The sequence below is a fragment of the Gorillibacterium timonense genome, from assembly GCF_001457415.1.
Classification (GTDB): domain Bacteria; phylum Bacillota; class Bacilli; order Paenibacillales; family NBRC-103111; genus Gorillibacterium; species Gorillibacterium timonense.
Genome location: NZ_LN881724.1, coordinates 2,334,193 through 2,353,092, shown reverse-complemented (window position 1 = coordinate 2,353,092; position 18,900 = coordinate 2,334,193). Strand labels below are relative to the sequence as shown.

The window sequence follows — 18,900 nt, the reverse complement described above, 5'->3', positions numbered from 1 at the left end:
CCTGCCATACATAAGTAAGAACCATGGGGGACAGGAGGGAACACATGCATCGTGGGGACACCCATCATTGAAATCAAGGATTTGCGCAAAGTCTATCGGATCGGGAGCGAAAAGGTCGTCGCTCTCAACTCGATCAACCTCACCATCGAAAAGGGAGAGTGCTGCTGCCTGCTCGGCACATCCGGCTCAGGGAAGTCGACGCTCCTCAACATGATGGCCGGCTTGGAAAAGCCGACCAAAGGAACGGTGGCGATTCGCGGCGAGCTGGTGAATGCCATGAGCGAGAAGAAGCTGGCGCGCTTCCGCCAAGACTATCTGGGTTTTATTTTTCAATCGTACAACCTGCTGCCTTCGCTCAGCGCGCTAGAAAATGTCAGTTTGCCGCTCACCTTCAAAGGGATTTCTCGTAGAGTTCGGGAGAAACGTGCGAGCAAGCTACTCGAAGCGGTCGGACTCGGTACGCGCATCAAGCACAAGCCTTCGCAGATGAGCGGCGGTCAGCAGCAACGGGTGGGGATCGCCCGCGCCTTCGCGGCGAATCCGGAGATCATCTTCGCGGACGAGCCGACAGGCAACCTGGACACGAAGACGACCATTGAAGTCATGGAGCTCATGAAGAATCTCGCTCGGCAAAAAAATCAGACGCTGGTGATCGTCACGCATGATTTGGAGATTGCCTCTTACGCGGATCGGATCGTCCGGATTCGGGACGGCAACATTGAAGGAATTGAAGTCAAACACATGAATGAATCGGTCGGGGTGGTTAAGTGAAACGGAAAGTATGGGTAGCGGTATTGGCAATGGTCTGCATGATGTCCTGGATACTTCCAGCAAAGGTCTCCTTTGCGGCAGGACCGGAATTATATGTGCAAAAGTATAGTTTGCCAACCGGAGTGACTCAAATAAAAGCAAAAGAAAAAGTGAGTATTCGTCTAACTATAAACTCAAACAGCGAAGTTATAACAAAGTTAATTGCAGAAATTGATGAGTCAAGTTCATTTTACGGACAAAATTCAAATACAATTCCTGCGAAAGATGAAGATATAAAGGATCCTTCAATTCTACTGCCTCTCGTATACACAGGTGATGGAAATAAATTGAAGGTCACCTTAACTTATACGCTGGATGATGGAACAACGGGAAACATTCAACAAACACTAAACATTAATGAAGCAGTTTCTAATAGCGATATTCCATCACCGACACCCGCGCCTACGCCGATCAACATCGATACGAGCAAGATCGTTCCGCGGCTCAGCATCGTCGGTTCCGGTACGATCCCGACGGTCAAGGCGGGAGAGACTCTTGAACTCAAGCTGCCGATCAAGAATTCTGCCATGTACGGGGCACAAAACGTTACAGCTACCCTCGAACCGGAGGATAAGACCAAGATCCCTTTCCAGCCGGGAATGACGAACCTGCAGGTATTCATCGACTCCATCCCTGGGAATATGACGAAGTCGGCCGACTTCTCCATTCCCATCAAGGCGGAAGCCGCATCCGGAGTTTATGCCATTAAGGTAAATCTCCAATTCTCCAACGGGTTTGGCGACCCGCAGACGTACACGGAGACGGTCTATGTCAAGGTGAACAACGACTCGACAAGCCCGGTCCTCACCTTGGAGAAGGTCGAGAAGCAGCCTTCCCAGGCTGTTCCGGGAGGCAAGGTCACGCTGAAGGTGTCATTGTCAAACTCGGGAAGCCTTGCGGCGAACGACGTTCGCGTTACGTTGACGGGTTTGAAGCCTGACGGATTTACGCTGGATAGCTCCACCGATGTCCGCAAGATCAATCAGGTGAAGGGGTACAGCATGGAAAGCGTCAGCTATCCGCTGAGCGTGTCCTCTGCAATTGCCGGAGGCAGCCAGCCTCTTGGCGTCAAATGGCAGTACAAGGATGAGAACGGCACCGTTGTGACCGAAGAGAGCCAAATCTTCATTCCGGTCGCATCGAAAACATCCGGGCAAGCGGTGTTGACCCTCGACAACATCCAAGCGCCGCAAGCTACTCTTCTGCCGAAGGATGCCTTAACGGTTTCCTTTGTCGTGAAGAATACAGGAACCGCCAAGACCCAGAACATCAAGACGGCGCTTACCACGGACAAAGAAGTGATCCCGAAATCGCTCAGCACGGTCGTCATCCCATCGCTAGGTCCGGGGGAGAGCAAGAAGCTCACCTTCGCGTTTGAGATCGCGCCGGATGCGGCAACGAAGAGCTATCCCATTGGAATAGCAGTGGAATATGACGAGACAAAATCGACGGGTGAGCCTGTCAAGAATACGCTGAACCAATACGTTGGCGTCTATGTCGAAGGCAAAACGCCGGCCGCGGATGGGGAAAACAAGACCGTTCCTCGCATCATCATCAGCAAGTATCAGTTTGATCCGCAATCGGTGCTTGCGGGACAGGACGCTCTCTTGTCCATGTCCATTCTCAATACGAGCCGTCTCACCAACGTACGCAATATCAAGCTGACCGTGACCTCGGATGACGGGACCTTTACGGTGGACGGTAGCAATACCTTCTTCTTGGAAAACATCGGGCAGAACGCATCGGTAGAACGGGAAGTGAAGCTGCGTGCTAAACCGGATGCCGATCCGAAGATGTACGCCATCTCGCTGAACTTCGAATACGAGGACGAGAAAGGGAATCCGTTCACCTCCAAGGAAACGGTTAGCATTCCCGTCATGCAGAACAATCGTTTAGTCGCGGGAGAAGTGAATGTGCTCGGCGAGGCATTCCCCGGGCAGCCCGTTCCGCTGAACCTCGACTTCTACAACATGGGCAAATCCATTCTGTACAACCTCATGATCAAGGCCGAAGGTGACTTCACCATGACCGGCGGCAGCTATTACGTCGGCAACTTTGCTTCGGGCCGAACGGATACGTACGACGTATCGATTATCCCGAATGCGGCGGGCCAAGTGAAGGGCAATATCGTCTTCACCTTCGAGGATGCGGCAGGCAAACAGACGGAGATCCGCAAGGAATTCAACCTGAATGTCGTCGAGCCGCCGGTGATAGACCCCGGAGCAGGTGGGCAGCCGGGAATGGAGCCGCCTATGACACCCGGCAAGATCAAATGGAAGAAGCCACTCTGGATCGGCGTTCCTGCAGCCGTCGTTCTCGGCGCTTTGACGGCGGGACTGATCATCCGGAAGAAACGTCGCCGCAGAAAGGAACTCGAGCTGGATGAATAGCTTCGATCTGATTCGTCTGGCGACGATCAATTTCCTGAGAAGCAAGATTCGCTCGTTCTTGACGATACTCGGCGTGGTGATCGGAACCGCATCGATCGTCGTCATGCTGTCCATCGGGATTGGTCAGAACGAGAGCTTCAAGCAACAGGTCAGCCAGATGGGAAGTTTGACCACCATTGATGTCTACCCCGGCGGCAACGGAGGAATGTACGGAAATTCCACGGGAGGCAGTACAGCGAAGCTTGACGACCGGGCTATCCAAACGATAAGCACCATGAAGGGGGTTAAGGTGGCGACTCCCCTTGTCCAAACCTCTGCTAAGCTGGTTGCAGGCAAATATATCGCCTGGCTCAATCTCATCGGGATAAGGCCGGAGGCGTTGGAGAAGCTGGGGTATCAGGTATCCGCGGGTCGGCTCCTCACCGAGACCGATACGGATTCGCTGCTGTTTGGCTTCGGGATCACGAACAACTTTTATAATCCGAAAGCCCGAGGCTATCAGCAGCCCCCTAAGATCGACCTCATGACCGAAAAGCTGCAGTTAACATTCGATACCATGTACGGGGAAAACGTCGGGAATTCCGAAAACCCTGGACAAGAGGAAAAGCAGCCCGCCAAGCTGTATAAGATCAAAGCGAGCGGGATTCTCGCGGAATCGCGTAATGAGCGGGACTGGTCCGTGTATATGAACCTGGAGCATCTAAACAAGCTGATTCGAGAAAATGCGAAGGTGCAGAAGAACCAAGGCATGAACAACAGCACCCAGCAGGGGTATCAGCGGGCGATTGTCCAAGTCACCGACATGAAATATGTGGAGCCGGTTCGCGATGAGATCAAGACGCTAGGCTTCAGCACGAGTGCTCTGACCGATGTCCTAAAGGGGTTGCAGCAGCAATCCAAGATGATGCAGACCCTTCTTGGGAGCATCGGCGCGATCTCCCTCTTGGTAGCGGCCATCGGGATCGCCAACACGATGATCATGTCGATCTATGAGCGGACCCGCGAGATCGGTATCATGAAGGTGCTCGGCTGCGAGCTGAAGGATATACGCCGCTTATTCCTGTTGGAAGCCGGATTTATCGGTTTCCTGGGCGGCGTGATGGGCGTTCTGTTCAGCATTGGAGCCTCCTATCTGTTGAACAAATTCGGCGGAAGCCTGTTCGGTTCGATGGGTGGAGGCATGTATGATCCGAGCGGGGCACCGCTCAAGAGCTCCATCATCCCGACGTGGCTGATGGGTTCAGCCATCGTCTTCGCTACATTGGTCGGATTGATCTCCGGCTTCTACCCGGCCCGCCGGGCCATGAAGCTGAGCGCTCTTGAGGCCATCAAGACGGAATAGCCTGCCTCTCTTTTTCTTCCAGAATGCGCCATACGGCTGATGAGTTATTCATCGCCGTATGGCGTTTTTCGTTTCGCTTGATAGTCGAAACTCACCATCGAATGGAGAAACTGAACATGGCATGGGCCAAGGATTCGTGAACGCACAATTCGGAAAACCCGCTCCTCACCCGATTGCTAGAAAATGTCTTGCTTTTGCAGAAGGAATATTGTCTAATAAAGCCGTTGCTAGGGCGTGTTGATACGCAAAGGGAACTGAAGCGAGAACAACTCTCTTTCGGGAGCTTGTTGCTAGTTCCATACGGTATGAACACACGCTGTTGGGAAGGAGAACACCCTGTGAAGATTAAAGTGCTGATTGCCGATGACAATTCCTTCATCCGGGAAGGCATGCGCATCATCCTGACCAGCTTCGAGGAATTCGAGGTGGTCGCGGCTGTGGAGGATGGCGTACAGGCGGTTGACTACTGCAAGGCGAATCCGGTGGATGTCGTCTTGCTCGATATTCGCATGCCGAATATGACCGGAGTGGAAGCCGCGCGTCGGATCGTCGCAGAAACGCAGGCGAAGCCGCTCATGCTAACCACCTTCGATGACGACGAATTCATCCTGGAAGCGATCCAAGCGGGGGCGAAGGGCTACCTGCTCAAAAATAATGATCCCGAACGCATCCGCGACGCGATCAAGACGGTCCATCACGATCATCACGTCCTTCAGGACGTAGTGGTGGAGAAGATCCGGGCGAGCCTGGCGGCCGCCGCATCTTCCTCGGTTCCTTCCTCCGCGCCGGATAAGGAGCTTGGCCGTCCCTCGGCCCAGGAAAGGTCATCGGGGGGACCTTCAGGTGGACAATCGATTGGACCTTCTGACGGCCCGATCGACCGTTCTCTGTTTACGGAACGGGAGCTCGATATTATGGAGCTCATTGCGAAGGGACTGTCCAATAAGGGAATCGCTCGAAAGCTCTTTCTGTCGGAAGGAACGGTCGCCAATCACATTACATCCATTCTCGGCAAGACGGGGCTCTCTCATCGAACCCAGATTGCCATCTATTACTTGACTGGGGAAGTCCATTTGACGGAGGAATAGAGAATGCCGAGATCAGAGCTGTGGTCACTCGGTAATAAAATCGCGATTGTCATCTTTCTGCTGATGGATCTTTACTGGAACCGGACGGGATCGGCCTCGCTGCAGATCCTTGCTATTCTTCTCTATTTGGCCTTCGCTCTTGCCGTCGCGATCGCCCATATGTGGCGGATTCCTTATCGATTGCTTGCAGGTGTATCGGCAGTTTATGTGCTGCTGTGCGCCATTCGCTTGGAGGAGCCGTTCTACTTGCTTCTGCCGATTACCTTGTGTGAGCTGAACTTCGAGCATCGCATTCGCTGGCCAGTGACTCTGGCTGCGATTCTTCTTCCGGCACTCTTCCTGCCATTGGACCTTTTGCCGGAATATGGCCTGACGGCTCTGCTTACGTATCTTCTTCAGTACGGGATAGCTAGATTCACGGCACGCTTGACTAAACAAGAAGAGGAAGCGGAGCAGATGAAGGCCAAGCTCGCCGGGCTCACTCGCTCGCTTCGCGAGAACAGCGAGTTGTTCCGTCAATCCGCCTATACCATCAAGCTGGAAGAGAGGAATCGCCTCTCTCAGCAGATCCATGACGATCTCGGCCATTCGATGGCGGGAGCACTTATTCAGATGGAAGCGGCCAGGAGGCTGATGTCTCAAGACACCAGCCGAGCGGATGAGCTGCTTGGCAATGCCATCGCGATCTCCAAGGAAGGCCTCGACCGCATCCGACTGACCTTGAAGGATGTCAAGCCGAAGGCGGAGGAGCTCGGCGTCCAACGGCTGCGGCTGTTCGCGGAGAAGGTCTCCGCCGAGCATCTCTTTCAAGCGACGGTCTCCTGCAGCGGGGATATGAGTGAGGTGACGGCGCTGCAATGGAAGGTCATTCACGAGAATGCGATGGAATCCGTGACCAATTCCCTTCGTTACAGCCAAGGCAGCGCGGTCCATCTGGAGGTGCAGGTGCTCAATCGCTTCGTAAAATCGGTTGTCTCGGACAACGGCCGCGGAGCGGAGAAGGTTGTGAAGGGGCTTGGTATTGTCGGGATGGAGGAACGGGCTGCCACGCTTGGAGGAACCGTCACCGTTGACGGAACGAACGGGTTTTATGTGACAACTCTGCTTCCGCGTTCCGATCGAACCCACTCCGGCAAATCATGAGAAAACTCACGGGCTGTCTGAATAATTCCTATCCAAGGGATGAACTTCTGCACTGGCAGAGGGGCATCCCTTTTTTTACAATGAAGACATGAACGAACGGTATGGGGGGAACGATGGATGAACATTTTGGAGATTCGCAATCTAACCAAGAAATTCGGCGACTTCGTTGCAGTCGACAATATGAATCTGAACGTGCAGCAGGGGGAAATCTTCGGCTTTCTCGGCGCCAACGGAGCCGGTAAAAGCACGACGATCAACATGATCGCTTCTTTGCTGAGGTACACGCGGGGCGAAATTCTGTTGAATGGGAAGAGCATCGACTCCGAACGGCATTATGCCAAGATGAATACCGGAATCGTCCCGCAGGAGCTGGCGATTTACGAGGACATGACGGCTTATGAGAATGTCAGTTTTTTTGCGGGACTCTACGGCTTGCGCGGCAGCACACTCAAGGAACGGACAGAGGAAGCGCTCGAATTTGTCGGACTCGGCGACCGCATGAAGGGGATGCCCAAAAATTTCTCAGGCGGCATGAAGCGGAGATTGAACATCGCATGCGCAATCGCTCATCGGCCTCAGCTCATCATTATGGATGAACCTACCGTGGGCATCGATCCGCAATCCCGTAATTACATCCTGAAATCGGTCCGCAAGCTGAATGAGATGGGAAGCACGATCATTTACACGACCCACTACATGGAGGAAGCGGAGGAGCTGTGCACGCGCATCGCCATTGTGGATCACGGCAAGATCATAGCGGAGGGAACGTCGGAGCAACTGAAGGCGACGATCACCGACTCCAAGGAAATCTGGATCGGACTCAAGCTGGAGGATAATCCCGATTTCACAGCGCTGAATCGCCTGCCGGGCGTTACCGCTGTTCAACTGGAAGACCAGACCTTGAAAATCATATCCAAAGCGGAAGTGAGCAACTTGAACGGGATCATCCAGCAGCTCATTCACGATGGGATCGAGATTCGCTCCGTCGACGAGAAGGCGCCTAATCTAGAAGCGGTGTTCCTCACCTTGACGGGACGCAACCTGCGGGATTAAGTGGCGATCCATGTCCTGCAAATAACAGAATTTGGACATCGATCGGCAGCAAATCTTGTGCAGGTCCAAAGGGATTGAGTTGACAACGGACAGGAGGAAATCCCGATGAGGAACACCTTACAAATTGCATGGAAAGAGATCAAGGTCTATTTACGGCACAAGCAAACCTTTGCGTTCATGGTTGCGTTTCCTATCGCTTTGATGATGGTGCTTGGCTTTGCTCTGTCGAGTTCATTCTCCAGCCAACCTTCAATGGGGCATATCGAACTCCTCTACAAAGATACGGTGCAGAATGCGCAGCTTCAGCAAGCGTGGCAAAGCTTTAAGACAGGGTTGGAAGAACGGGGAATGAAATGGGAGGAGATCAAGCCTGCCGTAGACGGAACGAAGGAAGTAGCTCATGACCGGTACACCGCTTATCTGGAGGTGAGCGATGACGGAATTCGCTATGTCAATCGAGAGACAGGCGGGGTAGAGAACAACATTGTTCAAGGGATGCTCATCTCCTTTGCCGACCGATATAATCTGACGATTGCCGCCTTCGGACAATCGCCCGAAATCGGAGCGGAGATTGTTAAGGCTGGAATGGATAACGTCCCCACCATCAAGGAATCTTCTCTCAATCCGGATCGGGAACCCGGGGCGATGGATTATTACGCGATGGCAATGTCCACCATGATCGCTTTCTATGCTTGTATCTCCAGCAACTATCTGATTCGGGGGGAGAGAGTCCGCCACACCGATATCCGGCTTCTTTCATCCCCGCTTTCGAAAGCCGAACTCTTCGCGGGGAAGGTGATCGGGTCAACCGTCGTGAATTTTATTCTCGTCTTGATCGTGGTTTTGTTCAGCCGACTCGTCTTTAAAGCCGAGTGGGGCAGTCATTACTTGATCATTCTGGCTGTGCTGTTCACCGAAGTTCTGTTCGCGGTAAGTCTCGGTCTGGCATCCAGTTATTTGATCAAGGGAGAAGGCGGAGAAGCTGCGATGATCATCATCACGCAGATTATTTCCTTCCTTGGAGGGGCTTACTTCCCAATTTCGGAATTGGGCGATGTGTTCACGAAAATCGCCTGGATTTCACCGATTCGATGGGCTCATCAAGCCCTCATCGATATTGTGTACAACAACCAGGTGAGCGCAGCTGTTTTACCCATCTCACTCAATATTGGCGTTTCCGTGTTGCTATTGGCCATTTCGGCTGTACTCATGCGGCGAAAGGAAGGGCTCTGAGATGCAGAATATTCTATGGCTTATTCGAAAGATCTACAAGAATACGTTTCGCAAAAAAGGCAGCTGGATCATCTTTTTCTTCATGCCCATGATCGGAGTTCTCCTCTCGATGATGCTGTATGCGAGCAGCGGGACGATGCCGCTTCGAATCGGAGTCGTGAATCAGGATGGGCAAGAGACGATTGCGAAGGATACGATCGGCTATTTGTCCGGGCTGCAACAAGTCGCCTTAACGGAAATGACCGAGGAAGAGCTGAATTCCAAAATCTCAGCCGGAGACCTGGATGCGGGAGTCATCTTGAGAGCGGGTTATACGGAAAGCCTGTATCGGGGAGAGCTGGAAGGGTTGGAGCTGAGGTCGATGAAGGGAGCGGAATCGACTGCTTTCATCAAAGCCATGCTTCAACAGTACACGGGCAATCTGACGTCCATCGGCAAAGCGGCTGACAAAGACCGGGATGCTTTCGAACAGCTCTACACCAGCTTTCAGAATCAGAGCTTTGTCGTACATTCCGAACCGATTAAGGATCCGGTCGCTGCGCTGAGAATCACCTATCAAGCAATTGGTTTTCTGGTCATGTTCATGCTTTTCTCCGCAAGCAACATGACTCAGCTCATCCTTCTTGAAAAGGAAAACCGGACGTATCTGAGGCTGATGTCTTCCCCCATGTCAGCCCGGGCTTATGTGCTCTCGAATGCCATCGTCAGCTTGATCTTCCTATTCGTCCAGAATGTCTTTACCCTCTTGATCATGAACGAGGTACTCGGTATCGATCCCGGCGTCGCTTACTGGAAGATCCTGTTGGTCCTGCTTGTCTTCAGCCTGGTGGCGATCAGTCTGGCCCTCTTGCTTGTCGCCTATTCCAAATCGAGCAGCAGCCTAAGCTCTATGCAAAGTCTGGTGATCGTGCCTACCTGCCTGCTTGCCGGCTGCTTCTTCCCGATGGAGATCATGCCGAAGGCGGTGCAGCGAGCAGCGGCCTTCATGCCGCAGCACTACGTTCTCGATGCGATCACACGGCTGCAAGAGGGGACTTCCTTGTCCAGCCTCGGATTGAATGTGGCGATCCTGCTTGCTTTCGCCCTCGTCTTCAGCCTCATCGCCATCTACCGCTTCGGGCGTAACAATGATACCCGCATGTTTATTTAATCCGCTCTTCTTGGATGATCCTCATGAAGCTTAACTTTGTTGATGAGGAGCTACATGCCGAACGATAGCCTTATAAAAGCAACGGCACTCTAAGACTTTACCATCAAAGTCCTATAGTGCCGTTGCTATATTTTTATTCATTTAGAGCGGGGACTAACCTCTCATTCCTTCACTCAGCTCCAATTTGCTCCAACCTATATAAGTTGAATTAAAGGAATTCCGCTCTTTTCAAACATTTTGCACTTAAAATAGGTTTTGTTATATTAGAAATAGTGAAAAGAATTTTGAACGATTAGGGGAAGTGTGATGGAAGGAATGAGAATAAGTGTATTAGCCAAGCGATCTGGCGTAAACAGTTCCACGATACGTTACTACGAGGAACAGGGGATATTACCTGCGCCTAAACGCTCGGACAACGGGTACAGGGTATATTCTGAAGATTACCTAATCAAACTTGAACTTATTCAAAATGCCAAGTTATTAGGATACTCCTTAAATGAAATCAAAGAAATATTAAACATGTTAGCAGGCAACATGGATGAAAAAACGATTAGACTTTTACTGAAGGATAAATTTGAAGAAATCGATCGGCAAATCGCTGCTCTAAAAACAGTTAAGAGAAGCATCTTGGATTTATTAAAATCCTCCTCTGAAGAAGTAAGCGAGTATCTCCAACTCTTCAGAGAAGATGAATAATCATATAAATCACGTAAAGCCTAGTTTCCTTCAATCGGAAACGTAGGCTTTTTCATACGATCAGTTTAGTTCCACTTTGCTCTGCCTGTAATAATTCCTCAGGATGTTAAATCCAAAGAAAAGATCCCATGCGATGATTGTATAAACCGACATTCTTTCGAATACAGCAGGATACCCTAGATTGTGGGTCACCATCATGACTAAAGCAAAAATACCGACCATTCCTATTATCATGCTCACAGTACGTAGTCGAGGAAATAAGTGTCTACCCGCCAATCCAATCATAATCAAGGCAAGATTCCCACCCAGTATGGCCATTGTAGCACCGATGACATGAGTACTTACTTTATCGTAGGTTTCACCTGGGAACTCCGATACCAAAATGATACCAATCGAGTGAACAAAGACAGGAATTAATCCAATGATTTTCGACTTGCCTCTAAGCAATGGCAGGACCAGTAAATAAGCGATAAGGAATAGAATCCCGTGTGATTTAAAGCCGAAGTTCATCACATAGGCTAAAGGGGAGAGTACTTCCCTCCCTTCTACTATCAAGTGTTTGGAAACGCCTAGATCGCTTATATAATTATAAGAATAACTATATTCTGGAGTGCTCCAGGCGTTAGCTGTTATTGCTTCCGAAGCGAGATAAATGAAAGAAGCAAGGATGAATAAAATTGAACCCATGAGTAACCTTTTTACATGTTTATGTTTCATTTAAAGACCTCCATGACTAGAATCATTGATAGGATACTGCCCCTCGATTGATGTGAAATCGGCTCCCGATCGGTGACTTTGTTAGTATAAACCTTAAACCACACTTGAAGGTCAAGAGTGAATTTCAGACATCATGTGGGATAACGTTCTTGGCATCATTCTGGCTGTATGATGATAACAAGAACTCCAACGGGACATTGAAGAGTAGATCCATTTTTACAATAACGAATAGTTACAGGCCCAAAAAAACGGCCTCAGTCCGATGGAATTCAGGACCAAGGCCGCTTAAACATCTTTTCTTATTTGAACTGTCTACTTGACGGGGTGCAGTTCACAACTCATCATTGGATGCCCGCTCTTCCGGCAGAAGTGTAGTTCCGCTCACAACAGCCCCACTTGCTGAAGCGCTTGTTGAATGTCGTGAATAATGTCTTCCACGTCCTCAAGCCCAACGCTGAATCGGAAGAAGCCGCGGTGGAATTCCTCCGGGTACAAATATTGCCGTTCGTCGTCAGGTCCAAGGAAAACGATCAGACTCTCGTCATGTCCGAGAGATACCGCCGAGGTGATGACCTTCAGATGGCTGACAAAGCGGTTGTGGGTGTCCGCATCCGCATCCAGCCCAAACGACATCATGCCGGAGAAGCCCTTCTGCATCTGAGCGGATGCGATCCGATGGCCCTTGTGGCTGGCCAGACCGGGATAGGCGACGAACCGGATGGATGGCAGACCCTCCAGGAAGTGGGCGATCGCAAGCGCGCTTTCACTGTGCTGCCTCATCCGCAGCGGGAGGGTGACGGCCCCGCGCATGATCAGCCAAGCGTTGAAGGGGCTGATGCAGCCTCCCTGATTGACCATGGCGTCCGCCCGGATGCGGTCGATCAACTCCTTCGCGCCCATAACGGCGCCTCCCATGGCGTCTCCATGCCCGTTGATGTACTTCGTCAAGCTTTCCACCGTGAGGTCAGCTCCAAGCTCAGCCGGACGTTGATGATAGGGAGAAGCAAACGTGTTGTCCACAGAGAAAAGGGCACCTGCGGAATGAGCGATGGCGGCGATCTCCCGAATGTCGCTGATCGTCATGGCAGGGTTGCCTGGCGTCTCGATATGGACCAGCTTGGTGTTCGGGCGGATTGCGGCTTTCACCGCTTCCAGGTCCGAGGAGTCCACCAAAGTGGTATCAATGCCGTATTTGGTCTTCAGTTGATCCGTTAAAAGCCGGTATACTGCGATATAGGTGACGTTCGAGCATACGACATGATCGCCCGATTTCAGGAAGGTGAAGAAGATGCCGGATAAGGCCGCTACCCCCGAAGCCAGTACGACGCAATCCTCCGTTCCTGCCAGAGCGGCCAACTTCTCCTGCAGGTAGTTCTGATTAACCCCTCCGTTACGGGTATAGAGCGCTTTCTCGGCGCTGCTCCAATTGATGTCCGAAGGATCGTAGGGAAGCTCGTAGCTGTTGCCCATCGTGATCGGCCTCTTTATGGCGCCAGTGTCCTTGTCCACATCGTTACCCGTATGGACAGCACGGGTCATAAAACCGAATTCTCGGCCATAACTGCGTTCACTCATTTCTTTCCCCTCCTGATAGTTTCCCGGAAATACCCCAGATTATTTCACGCCAATTCTCATTCGATAGCAGAAGAGCACATCCTTGGGTTCATCGCCGAAGGCCCGCTCCGCCCGTTCGCGGAATTCCGCAACCGCCTCCGTCAAGGCATCCGCATCGGTACGGAGCACAGCTTGCAGTCCCCCTTGGCTGAGGGCGATGTTCACATACCGTTCCGCCGTACAGGGCTCCCAATTGTGAAAGACGATTTCCCGGCTATACCGGAACAAGCCGGATTCGCGGATCTGCTGCAGATGGCCTTCCTTATCCCACGGTTTGGCAAGGCTGTCTGGGTCCGGATGAGCCGCTAACAGCCGTTTGACCTCTTCCTGCAGGGATAGATAGGCGCTCTCAACTTCCCAGTTGAGTACCGGCGGCCAGTCGCAGTCGTAGGCGGCAAAGACGCCGCCTGTTCTCAGTACCCGGGCGAACTCCTTCAAGGTCGGCTGAGGGTTCATCCAGTGAAAGGACTGGGAGCAGGTGATGAGATCCGCTTCTGCATCCGCCAGATCAAGCTCATGCGAATACCCGCGAATGAAGCTCAAAGCTTCCGTTCGTTTTTCTTCGTCAAGTCGAGCTAGAGCTTCGGCGCGCATATCGTCATTAGGTTCGACGCCGATAATTCTCTTCGCATGATCGAGCCAGATGAACGAGGAGAGGCCTGTCCCGCATCCGACGTCTACGACCAATTCGGGCGTTTCTTCCACGTAACTCGTCAGAATGCGAATGACTTCCGTGGGAGGAATGGGCCGATTTTGACCATACAGGCTGCTGAACCCGGAAAATCGTTCCACATTGTTGGATAAGATTTCACGTGCCATTCCATCGCCTCCCGATCAATCCATGATGCTTTCGTTGTAGTATTCAATGATATCCTTGCGCCGGATGATGCCGAGAAAAAGACCGTCTTTGTCGACAACCGGTATAAAATTTTGGTCAGCGGCCAAGCTCAGCATGTCTTCCATTTTGGCATCGATCTGAACGCTCTCCAGCTGGAATCGCTGTTCCACCTCCGATAGAGGCACTTGGTCCATATTAGCGAAGGTGAGACCCGGCGTTCTCTTCATCTTCCAGAGCAAATCGCCTTCCGACAAGGTGCCGATATATTTCCCGTGATCGTCAATGATCGGAATTGCGGTATATAGATGCCGCTCCAGATGTTCGGCCGCCTCCAGCATACTGATGGTGGAAGCGAGATAGGACACCTGTTCTTTTGACAAGAGAAAGGATGAGACCTTCATGGTGTTCAGCTCCTTTGCTTGGTATGGCTTGATTCAGCATCAAAGCGCTTTCTACCATTAAAGCATAGCAGAAGGGGGAAGAAAAGGCTTGAGAGAAAATTCACATACTGGAAATCAATGAAAATTGGATTTGGATTGAGCAGACTGCCAACCGGAAATGAATGTGTTGAAACGTTTCATTTGAGGTGGTATAATCCGATTGTTGGGTTTGACGGATGAACGGAATCTCGGTTCCATTGATTTACATTCTTAGTAAAGCAGGTGGAGTCCTCATGCCGAGCATCAAGGACGTTGCCGCCCTTGCCGGTGTGGCGGTAGGTACGGTATCCCGCGTCATCAACAACAATGGGACTGTCACCCCGGAGATCCGGAATCGAGTCATCGCTGCAATTGAACAATTGAAGTATGTGCCAAATGAAGTCGCACGCAATTTCAAAATGCAAAAATCGAATTTGATCGCCCTGCTTCTGCCTACCGTTTGGCATCCCTTTTTCTCGGAGCTGGCTTATTATGTTGAAGATGAACTCGACGACTGTGGGTACAAGCTCCTGCTGTGCAACAGCGGAGGGAAGCCTTGGAAAGAGAGCTATTACCTCGATATGCTGGAGCAGAACAAGGTTGCAGGCATTCTCGGAATTTCGTACAACAATTTGGATCATGCGGTCAAGCACGACATTCCCATGATCAGCATCGATCGTCATTTCCGATCGAATATCGCTTGCGTTACATCGGATAACCAGACGGGAGGACGCATGGCATTGCATGAGCTCCGAAAGGCGGGAGTGCGGAAGCCAGCTTTTCTCGGCAGCACGCCCCAGGTCTCGAGCGAGATCACCTTGCGCCGGGAAGGCTTCGTGCAAGCGGCAGCCCAAGCCGGGCTGGAGGTCATCGTCTATGAACCGGATGAACCGATTGTGGACGAGGACACCTATTTCGCTGGGTTCTTTGAAGTAGCGGAAGAGATCGACGGTCTTTTCGCCATCAACGATCTTTTGGCTGCCAACTACATCATTCGAGCTGCAAAGCGGGGAATCCGCGTTCCGGAGGACGTAAAGCTCATTGGATACGACGGAATCCAGAATGACGGACTCTTTCATCCGAATCTGTCGACCATCCGCCAGCCGGTGGAAGAGATGGCGCGGATGTCGGTTCGTCTGCTGCTTCAGCTTATCGCGGGACAAAGCTTGGAGGAGAAGGTCTACCGGCTGCCGGTCTATTATCGCGAAGGCGATACAACATGACGTGACCTTTTGAAGAGGCAGCCACGTCGGATACGAATGCGGCTTATCATCTGGATCGTCTGATCTTCATCGCGAGAACAGCGATTCGAATTTATAGGGTTCTGCAGGAAGGAACCCAACCCAAGGAGGAATTCACCATGCGCATCGGGGCAGTTGAAGCTGGAGGAACAAAGTTTGTTTGTGGAGTGGGCAATGAGGAGGGCGTCATTGAGGACCGCATCAGCTTCCCGACAGGGATGCCGGAGACCACTCTCCCACAGGTAATCGAGTATTTCAAGGACAAGCAGGTAGAGGCCATCGGTATCGGCTCGTTTGGTCCGCTCGGCGTTGACAAAAACAGCCCCAACTACGGGCATGTGACGACTACCCCGAAGCCAGGCTGGAACGGTTATGATTTTCTCGGAGCCATGAAGGCCGCATATGACGTTCCGTTCGGCTGGGATACCGATGTCAATGCAGCGGCATACGGCGAAGCGATTTGGGGAGCTGCCAAGGGAATGAACAGCTGTGTCTATTACACGGTAGGAACGGGCATCGGGGTCGGGGTATATTCCCAAGGCCGACTCGTCCATGGGCTGGTACATCCGGAAGGCGGACATGTGCTGACCCGCCGTCATCCGAACGACAGCTATGTAGGCTTCTGCCCGTACCACAACGATTGCCTGGAAGGAATGGCGGCAGGTCCCGCTATTGAGAAGCGTTGGCAGATCAAAGGCAGCGACATCCCGAAGGATCATGCCGCTTGGGAGATGGAAGCTTTTTATCTGGCGCAATCGATCTCCAATACCCTCCTGGTGATTTCCCCGGAGAAGATTGTATTGGGCGGCGGAGTCATGAAGCAGGAGCAGCTGTTCCCCCTGATTCGCGCGGAAGTGCGGAAGAACTTGAACGGCTATGTCAGCGCCAAGGAATTGCTGGATGGTCTCGATGACTACATCGTGGCACCCGGACTCGGAGACAATGCCGGCTTGGCCGGATCGTTGGCGCTCGGACTCGCCGCTCTGCGCAATCAAGAGGTTTAATTACGTAAGCCACATCGACTATATCCAACAACGGGATGAACAGAAATTCTTTCTGCTTCATCCCGTTTTGCTATTTCTGCTCGCATATTGTCGATTTCCAAAGATAGATCTGGAGGTGAACAAATGGAAGCTATTAAAAGAATGATCAAGAAAATGTTGGACACCATGTATCCCAATTATGAGCTGCAAGAGAACACGATTACTCCGCTTAAGTCCGGATGGGCGGGAAGCGTTTATTCATTTACGATAGCCGTTGATAAGAATAACGATAAAGAAAAGAAGGACTATATCCTAAAAATCTATTCCGGAACTAAAAGCGGAGTAGAAAGTGTTGAAAAAGAATGTCAGGCACTTATCTTTTTAGGCAAGAGCGGTTACCCTGTACCCGAATATTTGGGGCATGATCTATCGATGAGTGAAGGGAATAACGCCTTTCTCGTAATGGAGCGGATTAACGGAAGGATGTTTTGGGATGTTTACGCGGAAGTGGACTCCGATCAAAAGAAGGATATGGTAAAAACATTTAGCAGATTGCTTTATGAACTCCATAAAAAGGACATAGGAATTGCAAAAATGGAGTATACGGAAACGGCCTCGATGAGCCTGATTGATAACGAATTGGCGGAAATAAAAGCGTTATTGGATCACAATCAGATTGAACAGCTATATCCCGTTTATTTCTGGCTGCAAACTAACAAGCAAACGGTAGAGGATTTGAGCCCGGCCATCCTTCATCGGGATTACCATCCATGGAATGTGATCCTGAACGAGAACCAACAGCCGGTCGTCATTGATTGGGTGTGGGGAATTGGCGATTACCGATTTGACCTTGCATGGACCCTTGGTTTGATGGAGAGAGGAGGATTTGATTCTTTTGCAGCAGAAGCGCTGGCCGCCTATACCCAATTATTGGGAAAGGAAATAAAGAACCTTGATTATTTCAAAGTTCTTTCGACTCTAAGATGGTTGCTTAATGTCTCGGTCTCCCTTATTTCCGGCGATAATCTTAGAGAGGGAGAGGGTCAAGCCTTCCGAGATTTTTTACAAACACCGGTTAGTAGAGCCTGTGAAACCTTTACCCAAATCATGAACACAGAAATCCTTTATCCATTATAGAGGTGGAATCAGGTCAAAAAAAGATTTCAGGCAAGTGATTCATTCGTCTGCTCCAATGAGTTGACAGCCGAATCCGCAGAGTATGAATTTGCGCTCGTATGATAAGAGGAGGATTCCTCTATACTGGGAATTACCGTATTGGGGATGGAAGGGGAGTAGCTACAGCCTGCCAAGCCCACAGAGAGCATTAAGACCGACATCAGGGAGATCAGCTTTTTCATGAGGATCGCTCCTTCGGGATGAAGTAAATCTACTGTCATCATAGGAGAAATTGCTTAAAAGGAAGTGAAAAATCCCTGAACAAGAGGTGAAAAATAAAAAAGACCGGGGCTGAGGAGATGTCTCCTTAACCCCGGCCTTCAGGTCATCGTTTCATTTCTTGAAGATGCCAAAAGGCTTGCCCACCGGCAGGAAGACCCGCCCGAAATGGGTGTTGAGAACCGATGCCGCGGAACCGTAAAACGAAGCGATCGCGATCAGGAATTCCGCAATTGCCGCCATCCGGTGGCTGGCATGCTCCGCGATCCCGAAGGCGTTCAGCGTAAGCCCGAGGAACAGGAAGATGATGAGGAAAAAGATGACGAAGAGAACCTTATTCGCTTCCATCGCTCCTATCGTCATGTAGACGGTGAAGATGAGATACCCGAGGAAGGCGAAGCCGAGCTGCTTGGGATCATAAGCGCTTGCCATTGCGGCCCCGAAGACGCCAAGCTTGATCATCCAGGTGAAGGCGACGCCGAGCCAGAAGAAGGCATAAGCGCCGAATGCCGTCGTCCCGAAGGTATTGTTGCGTTTCGAATCGTTGATACAGGCGAAGAGCTGGGCGCAAGCCCCGAGAAATATCGCCCAAGGGATGATGCCGGACACGCCGTTCGTCCATTCCAGCTTCTGGCTGGATGCGACCAGTGTGACCATGGCAAGGCCGAACAGTCCGATAGCGGACGGGTCGGCAGCCGTGACCGAGACGGTCTCCGGTTTAGCAGGCTTGACTTCGTTCACGTTGACAGATTCCCCCTATGCTCGTGTGAAACATACTCATTTATTCT

General features: G+C 51.3%; 17 protein-coding genes. 12 read left to right on the top strand and 5 right to left on the bottom strand.

Going from position 1 to position 18,900, the window contains the following annotated elements:
• Positions 1–51: 51 nt before the first annotated feature.
• From BN2684_RS23415 to BN2684_RS23375, 9 genes are all read left to right on the top strand, one after another.
• The gene (locus BN2684_RS23415) at positions 52–771 is read left to right on the top strand and encodes an ABC transporter ATP-binding protein (RefSeq protein WP_058304479.1); all 720 of its coding nucleotides are present in this window, start codon (positions 52–54) and stop codon (positions 769–771) included.
• Between the two features lie 326 nt (positions 772–1,097).
• Positions 1,098–3,200 carry a COG1361 S-layer family protein gene (locus BN2684_RS23410; protein WP_058304478.1) on the top strand — a complete coding sequence of 701 codons (2,103 nt, stop codon included), beginning with the start codon at positions 1,098–1,100 and terminating at the stop codon, positions 3,198–3,200.
• Positions 3,193–4,542, top strand: coding sequence for an ABC transporter permease (locus BN2684_RS23405; protein ID WP_058304477.1), 1,350 nt, complete (start codon positions 3,193–3,195; stop codon positions 4,540–4,542). The genes BN2684_RS23410 and BN2684_RS23405 overlap by 8 nt, the downstream gene beginning before the upstream one ends.
• Positions 4,543–4,880: 338 nt before the next feature.
• Entirely contained in the window at positions 4,881–5,630 is a 750-nt protein-coding gene (locus tag BN2684_RS23400) for a response regulator transcription factor (protein ID WP_082652152.1), read from the top strand.
• Between the two features lie 3 nt (positions 5,631–5,633).
• Positions 5,634–6,773, top strand: coding sequence for a sensor histidine kinase (locus BN2684_RS23395; RefSeq protein WP_058304475.1), 1,140 nt, complete (start codon positions 5,634–5,636; stop codon positions 6,771–6,773).
• 117 nt (positions 6,774–6,890) lie between these two features.
• Positions 6,891–7,826, top strand: a complete 936-nt coding sequence (locus tag BN2684_RS23390; RefSeq protein ID WP_058304474.1) for an ABC transporter ATP-binding protein — start codon at positions 6,891–6,893, stop codon at positions 7,824–7,826.
• A 105-nt stretch (positions 7,827–7,931) separates the two neighbouring features.
• Positions 7,932–9,059 (top strand): ABC transporter permease, encoded by a 1,128-nt coding sequence (locus tag BN2684_RS23385; RefSeq protein WP_058304473.1) that lies wholly within the window; start codon positions 7,932–7,934, stop codon positions 9,057–9,059.
• A gap of 1 nt (position 9,060) precedes the next feature.
• Positions 9,061–10,209: an ABC transporter permease gene (locus BN2684_RS23380; protein ID WP_058304472.1), complete on the top strand. Its 1,149-nt coding sequence runs from the start codon at positions 9,061–9,063 to the stop codon at positions 10,207–10,209.
• A 306-nt stretch (positions 10,210–10,515) separates the two neighbouring features.
• A complete protein-coding gene (locus BN2684_RS23375; RefSeq protein WP_058304471.1) occupies positions 10,516–10,905 on the top strand; it encodes a MerR family transcriptional regulator in 390 nt (129 codons plus the stop codon).
• Positions 10,906–10,965: 60 nt separating this feature from the next.
• Here BN2684_RS23375 and BN2684_RS23370 read toward each other — a convergent pair whose 3' ends face one another.
• The 4 genes from BN2684_RS23370 to BN2684_RS23355 all read right to left on the bottom strand — a co-directional run bounded on the left by BN2684_RS23370 (position 10,966) and on the right by BN2684_RS23355 (position 14,475).
• Positions 10,966–11,622, bottom strand: a complete 657-nt coding sequence (locus tag BN2684_RS23370) for a DUF998 domain-containing protein (RefSeq protein ID WP_058304470.1) — start codon at positions 11,620–11,622, stop codon at positions 10,966–10,968.
• Between the two features lie 381 nt (positions 11,623–12,003).
• The gene (locus BN2684_RS23365) at positions 12,004–13,197 is read right to left on the bottom strand and encodes a trans-sulfuration enzyme family protein (RefSeq protein WP_058304469.1); all 1,194 of its coding nucleotides are present in this window, start codon (positions 13,195–13,197) and stop codon (positions 12,004–12,006) included.
• Between the two features lie 39 nt (positions 13,198–13,236).
• Entirely contained in the window at positions 13,237–14,055 is an 819-nt protein-coding gene (locus tag BN2684_RS23360) for a class I SAM-dependent methyltransferase (protein WP_058304468.1), read from the bottom strand.
• Positions 14,056–14,070: 15 nt separating this feature from the next.
• Positions 14,071–14,475 (bottom strand): CBS domain-containing protein, encoded by a 405-nt coding sequence (locus tag BN2684_RS23355; protein WP_058304467.1) that lies wholly within the window; start codon positions 14,473–14,475, stop codon positions 14,071–14,073.
• Positions 14,476–14,747: 272 nt separating this feature from the next.
• Here BN2684_RS23355 and BN2684_RS23350 point away from each other — a divergent pair, with 272 nt between their 5' ends.
• From BN2684_RS23350 to BN2684_RS23340, 3 genes are all read left to right on the top strand, one after another.
• Positions 14,748–15,716 (top strand): LacI family DNA-binding transcriptional regulator, encoded by a 969-nt coding sequence (locus BN2684_RS23350; protein WP_058304466.1) that lies wholly within the window; start codon positions 14,748–14,750, stop codon positions 15,714–15,716.
• 137 nt (positions 15,717–15,853) lie between these two features.
• Complete coding sequence (locus tag BN2684_RS23345) at positions 15,854–16,738, top strand: ROK family protein (protein ID WP_058304465.1); 885 nt, start codon at positions 15,854–15,856, stop codon at positions 16,736–16,738.
• Between the two features lie 123 nt (positions 16,739–16,861).
• Positions 16,862–17,854, top strand: coding sequence for a phosphotransferase family protein (locus tag BN2684_RS23340; protein WP_058304464.1), 993 nt, complete (start codon positions 16,862–16,864; stop codon positions 17,852–17,854).
• A gap of 372 nt (positions 17,855–18,226) precedes the next feature.
• Here the strand turns inward: BN2684_RS23340 and BN2684_RS23335 are convergent, their stop codons facing one another.
• Positions 18,227–18,853: an acetate uptake transporter gene (locus tag BN2684_RS23335; RefSeq protein ID WP_058304463.1), complete on the bottom strand. Its 627-nt coding sequence runs from the start codon at positions 18,851–18,853 to the stop codon at positions 18,227–18,229.
• Positions 18,854–18,900: the final 47 nt, after the last annotated feature.

Coding starts and splice junctions, on each gene's coding strand:
- BN2684_RS23405 (WP_058304477.1), top strand. CDS start 3,193: ATGAATAGCTTCGATCTGATTCGTCTGGCGACGATCAATTTCCTGAGA.
- BN2684_RS23395 (WP_058304475.1), top strand. CDS start 5,634: ATGCCGAGATCAGAGCTGTGGTCACTCGGTAATAAAATCGCGATTGTC.
- BN2684_RS23390 (WP_058304474.1), top strand. CDS start 6,891: ATGAACATTTTGGAGATTCGCAATCTAACCAAGAAATTCGGCGACTTC.
- BN2684_RS23385 (WP_058304473.1), top strand. CDS start 7,932: ATGAGGAACACCTTACAAATTGCATGGAAAGAGATCAAGGTCTATTTA.
- BN2684_RS23380 (WP_058304472.1), top strand. CDS start 9,061: ATGCAGAATATTCTATGGCTTATTCGAAAGATCTACAAGAATACGTTT.
- BN2684_RS23375 (WP_058304471.1), top strand. CDS start 10,516: ATGGAAGGAATGAGAATAAGTGTATTAGCCAAGCGATCTGGCGTAAAC.
- BN2684_RS23370 (WP_058304470.1), bottom strand. CDS start 11,622: ATGAAACATAAACATGTAAAAAGGTTACTCATGGGTTCAATTTTATTC.
- BN2684_RS23365 (WP_058304469.1), bottom strand. CDS start 13,197: ATGAGTGAACGCAGTTATGGCCGAGAATTCGGTTTTATGACCCGTGCT.
- BN2684_RS23360 (WP_058304468.1), bottom strand. CDS start 14,055: ATGGCACGTGAAATCTTATCCAACAATGTGGAACGATTTTCCGGGTTC.
- BN2684_RS23355 (WP_058304467.1), bottom strand. CDS start 14,475: ATGAAGGTCTCATCCTTTCTCTTGTCAAAAGAACAGGTGTCCTATCTC.
- BN2684_RS23350 (WP_058304466.1), top strand. CDS start 14,748: ATGCCGAGCATCAAGGACGTTGCCGCCCTTGCCGGTGTGGCGGTAGGT.
- BN2684_RS23345 (WP_058304465.1), top strand. CDS start 15,854: ATGCGCATCGGGGCAGTTGAAGCTGGAGGAACAAAGTTTGTTTGTGGA.
- BN2684_RS23340 (WP_058304464.1), top strand. CDS start 16,862: ATGGAAGCTATTAAAAGAATGATCAAGAAAATGTTGGACACCATGTAT.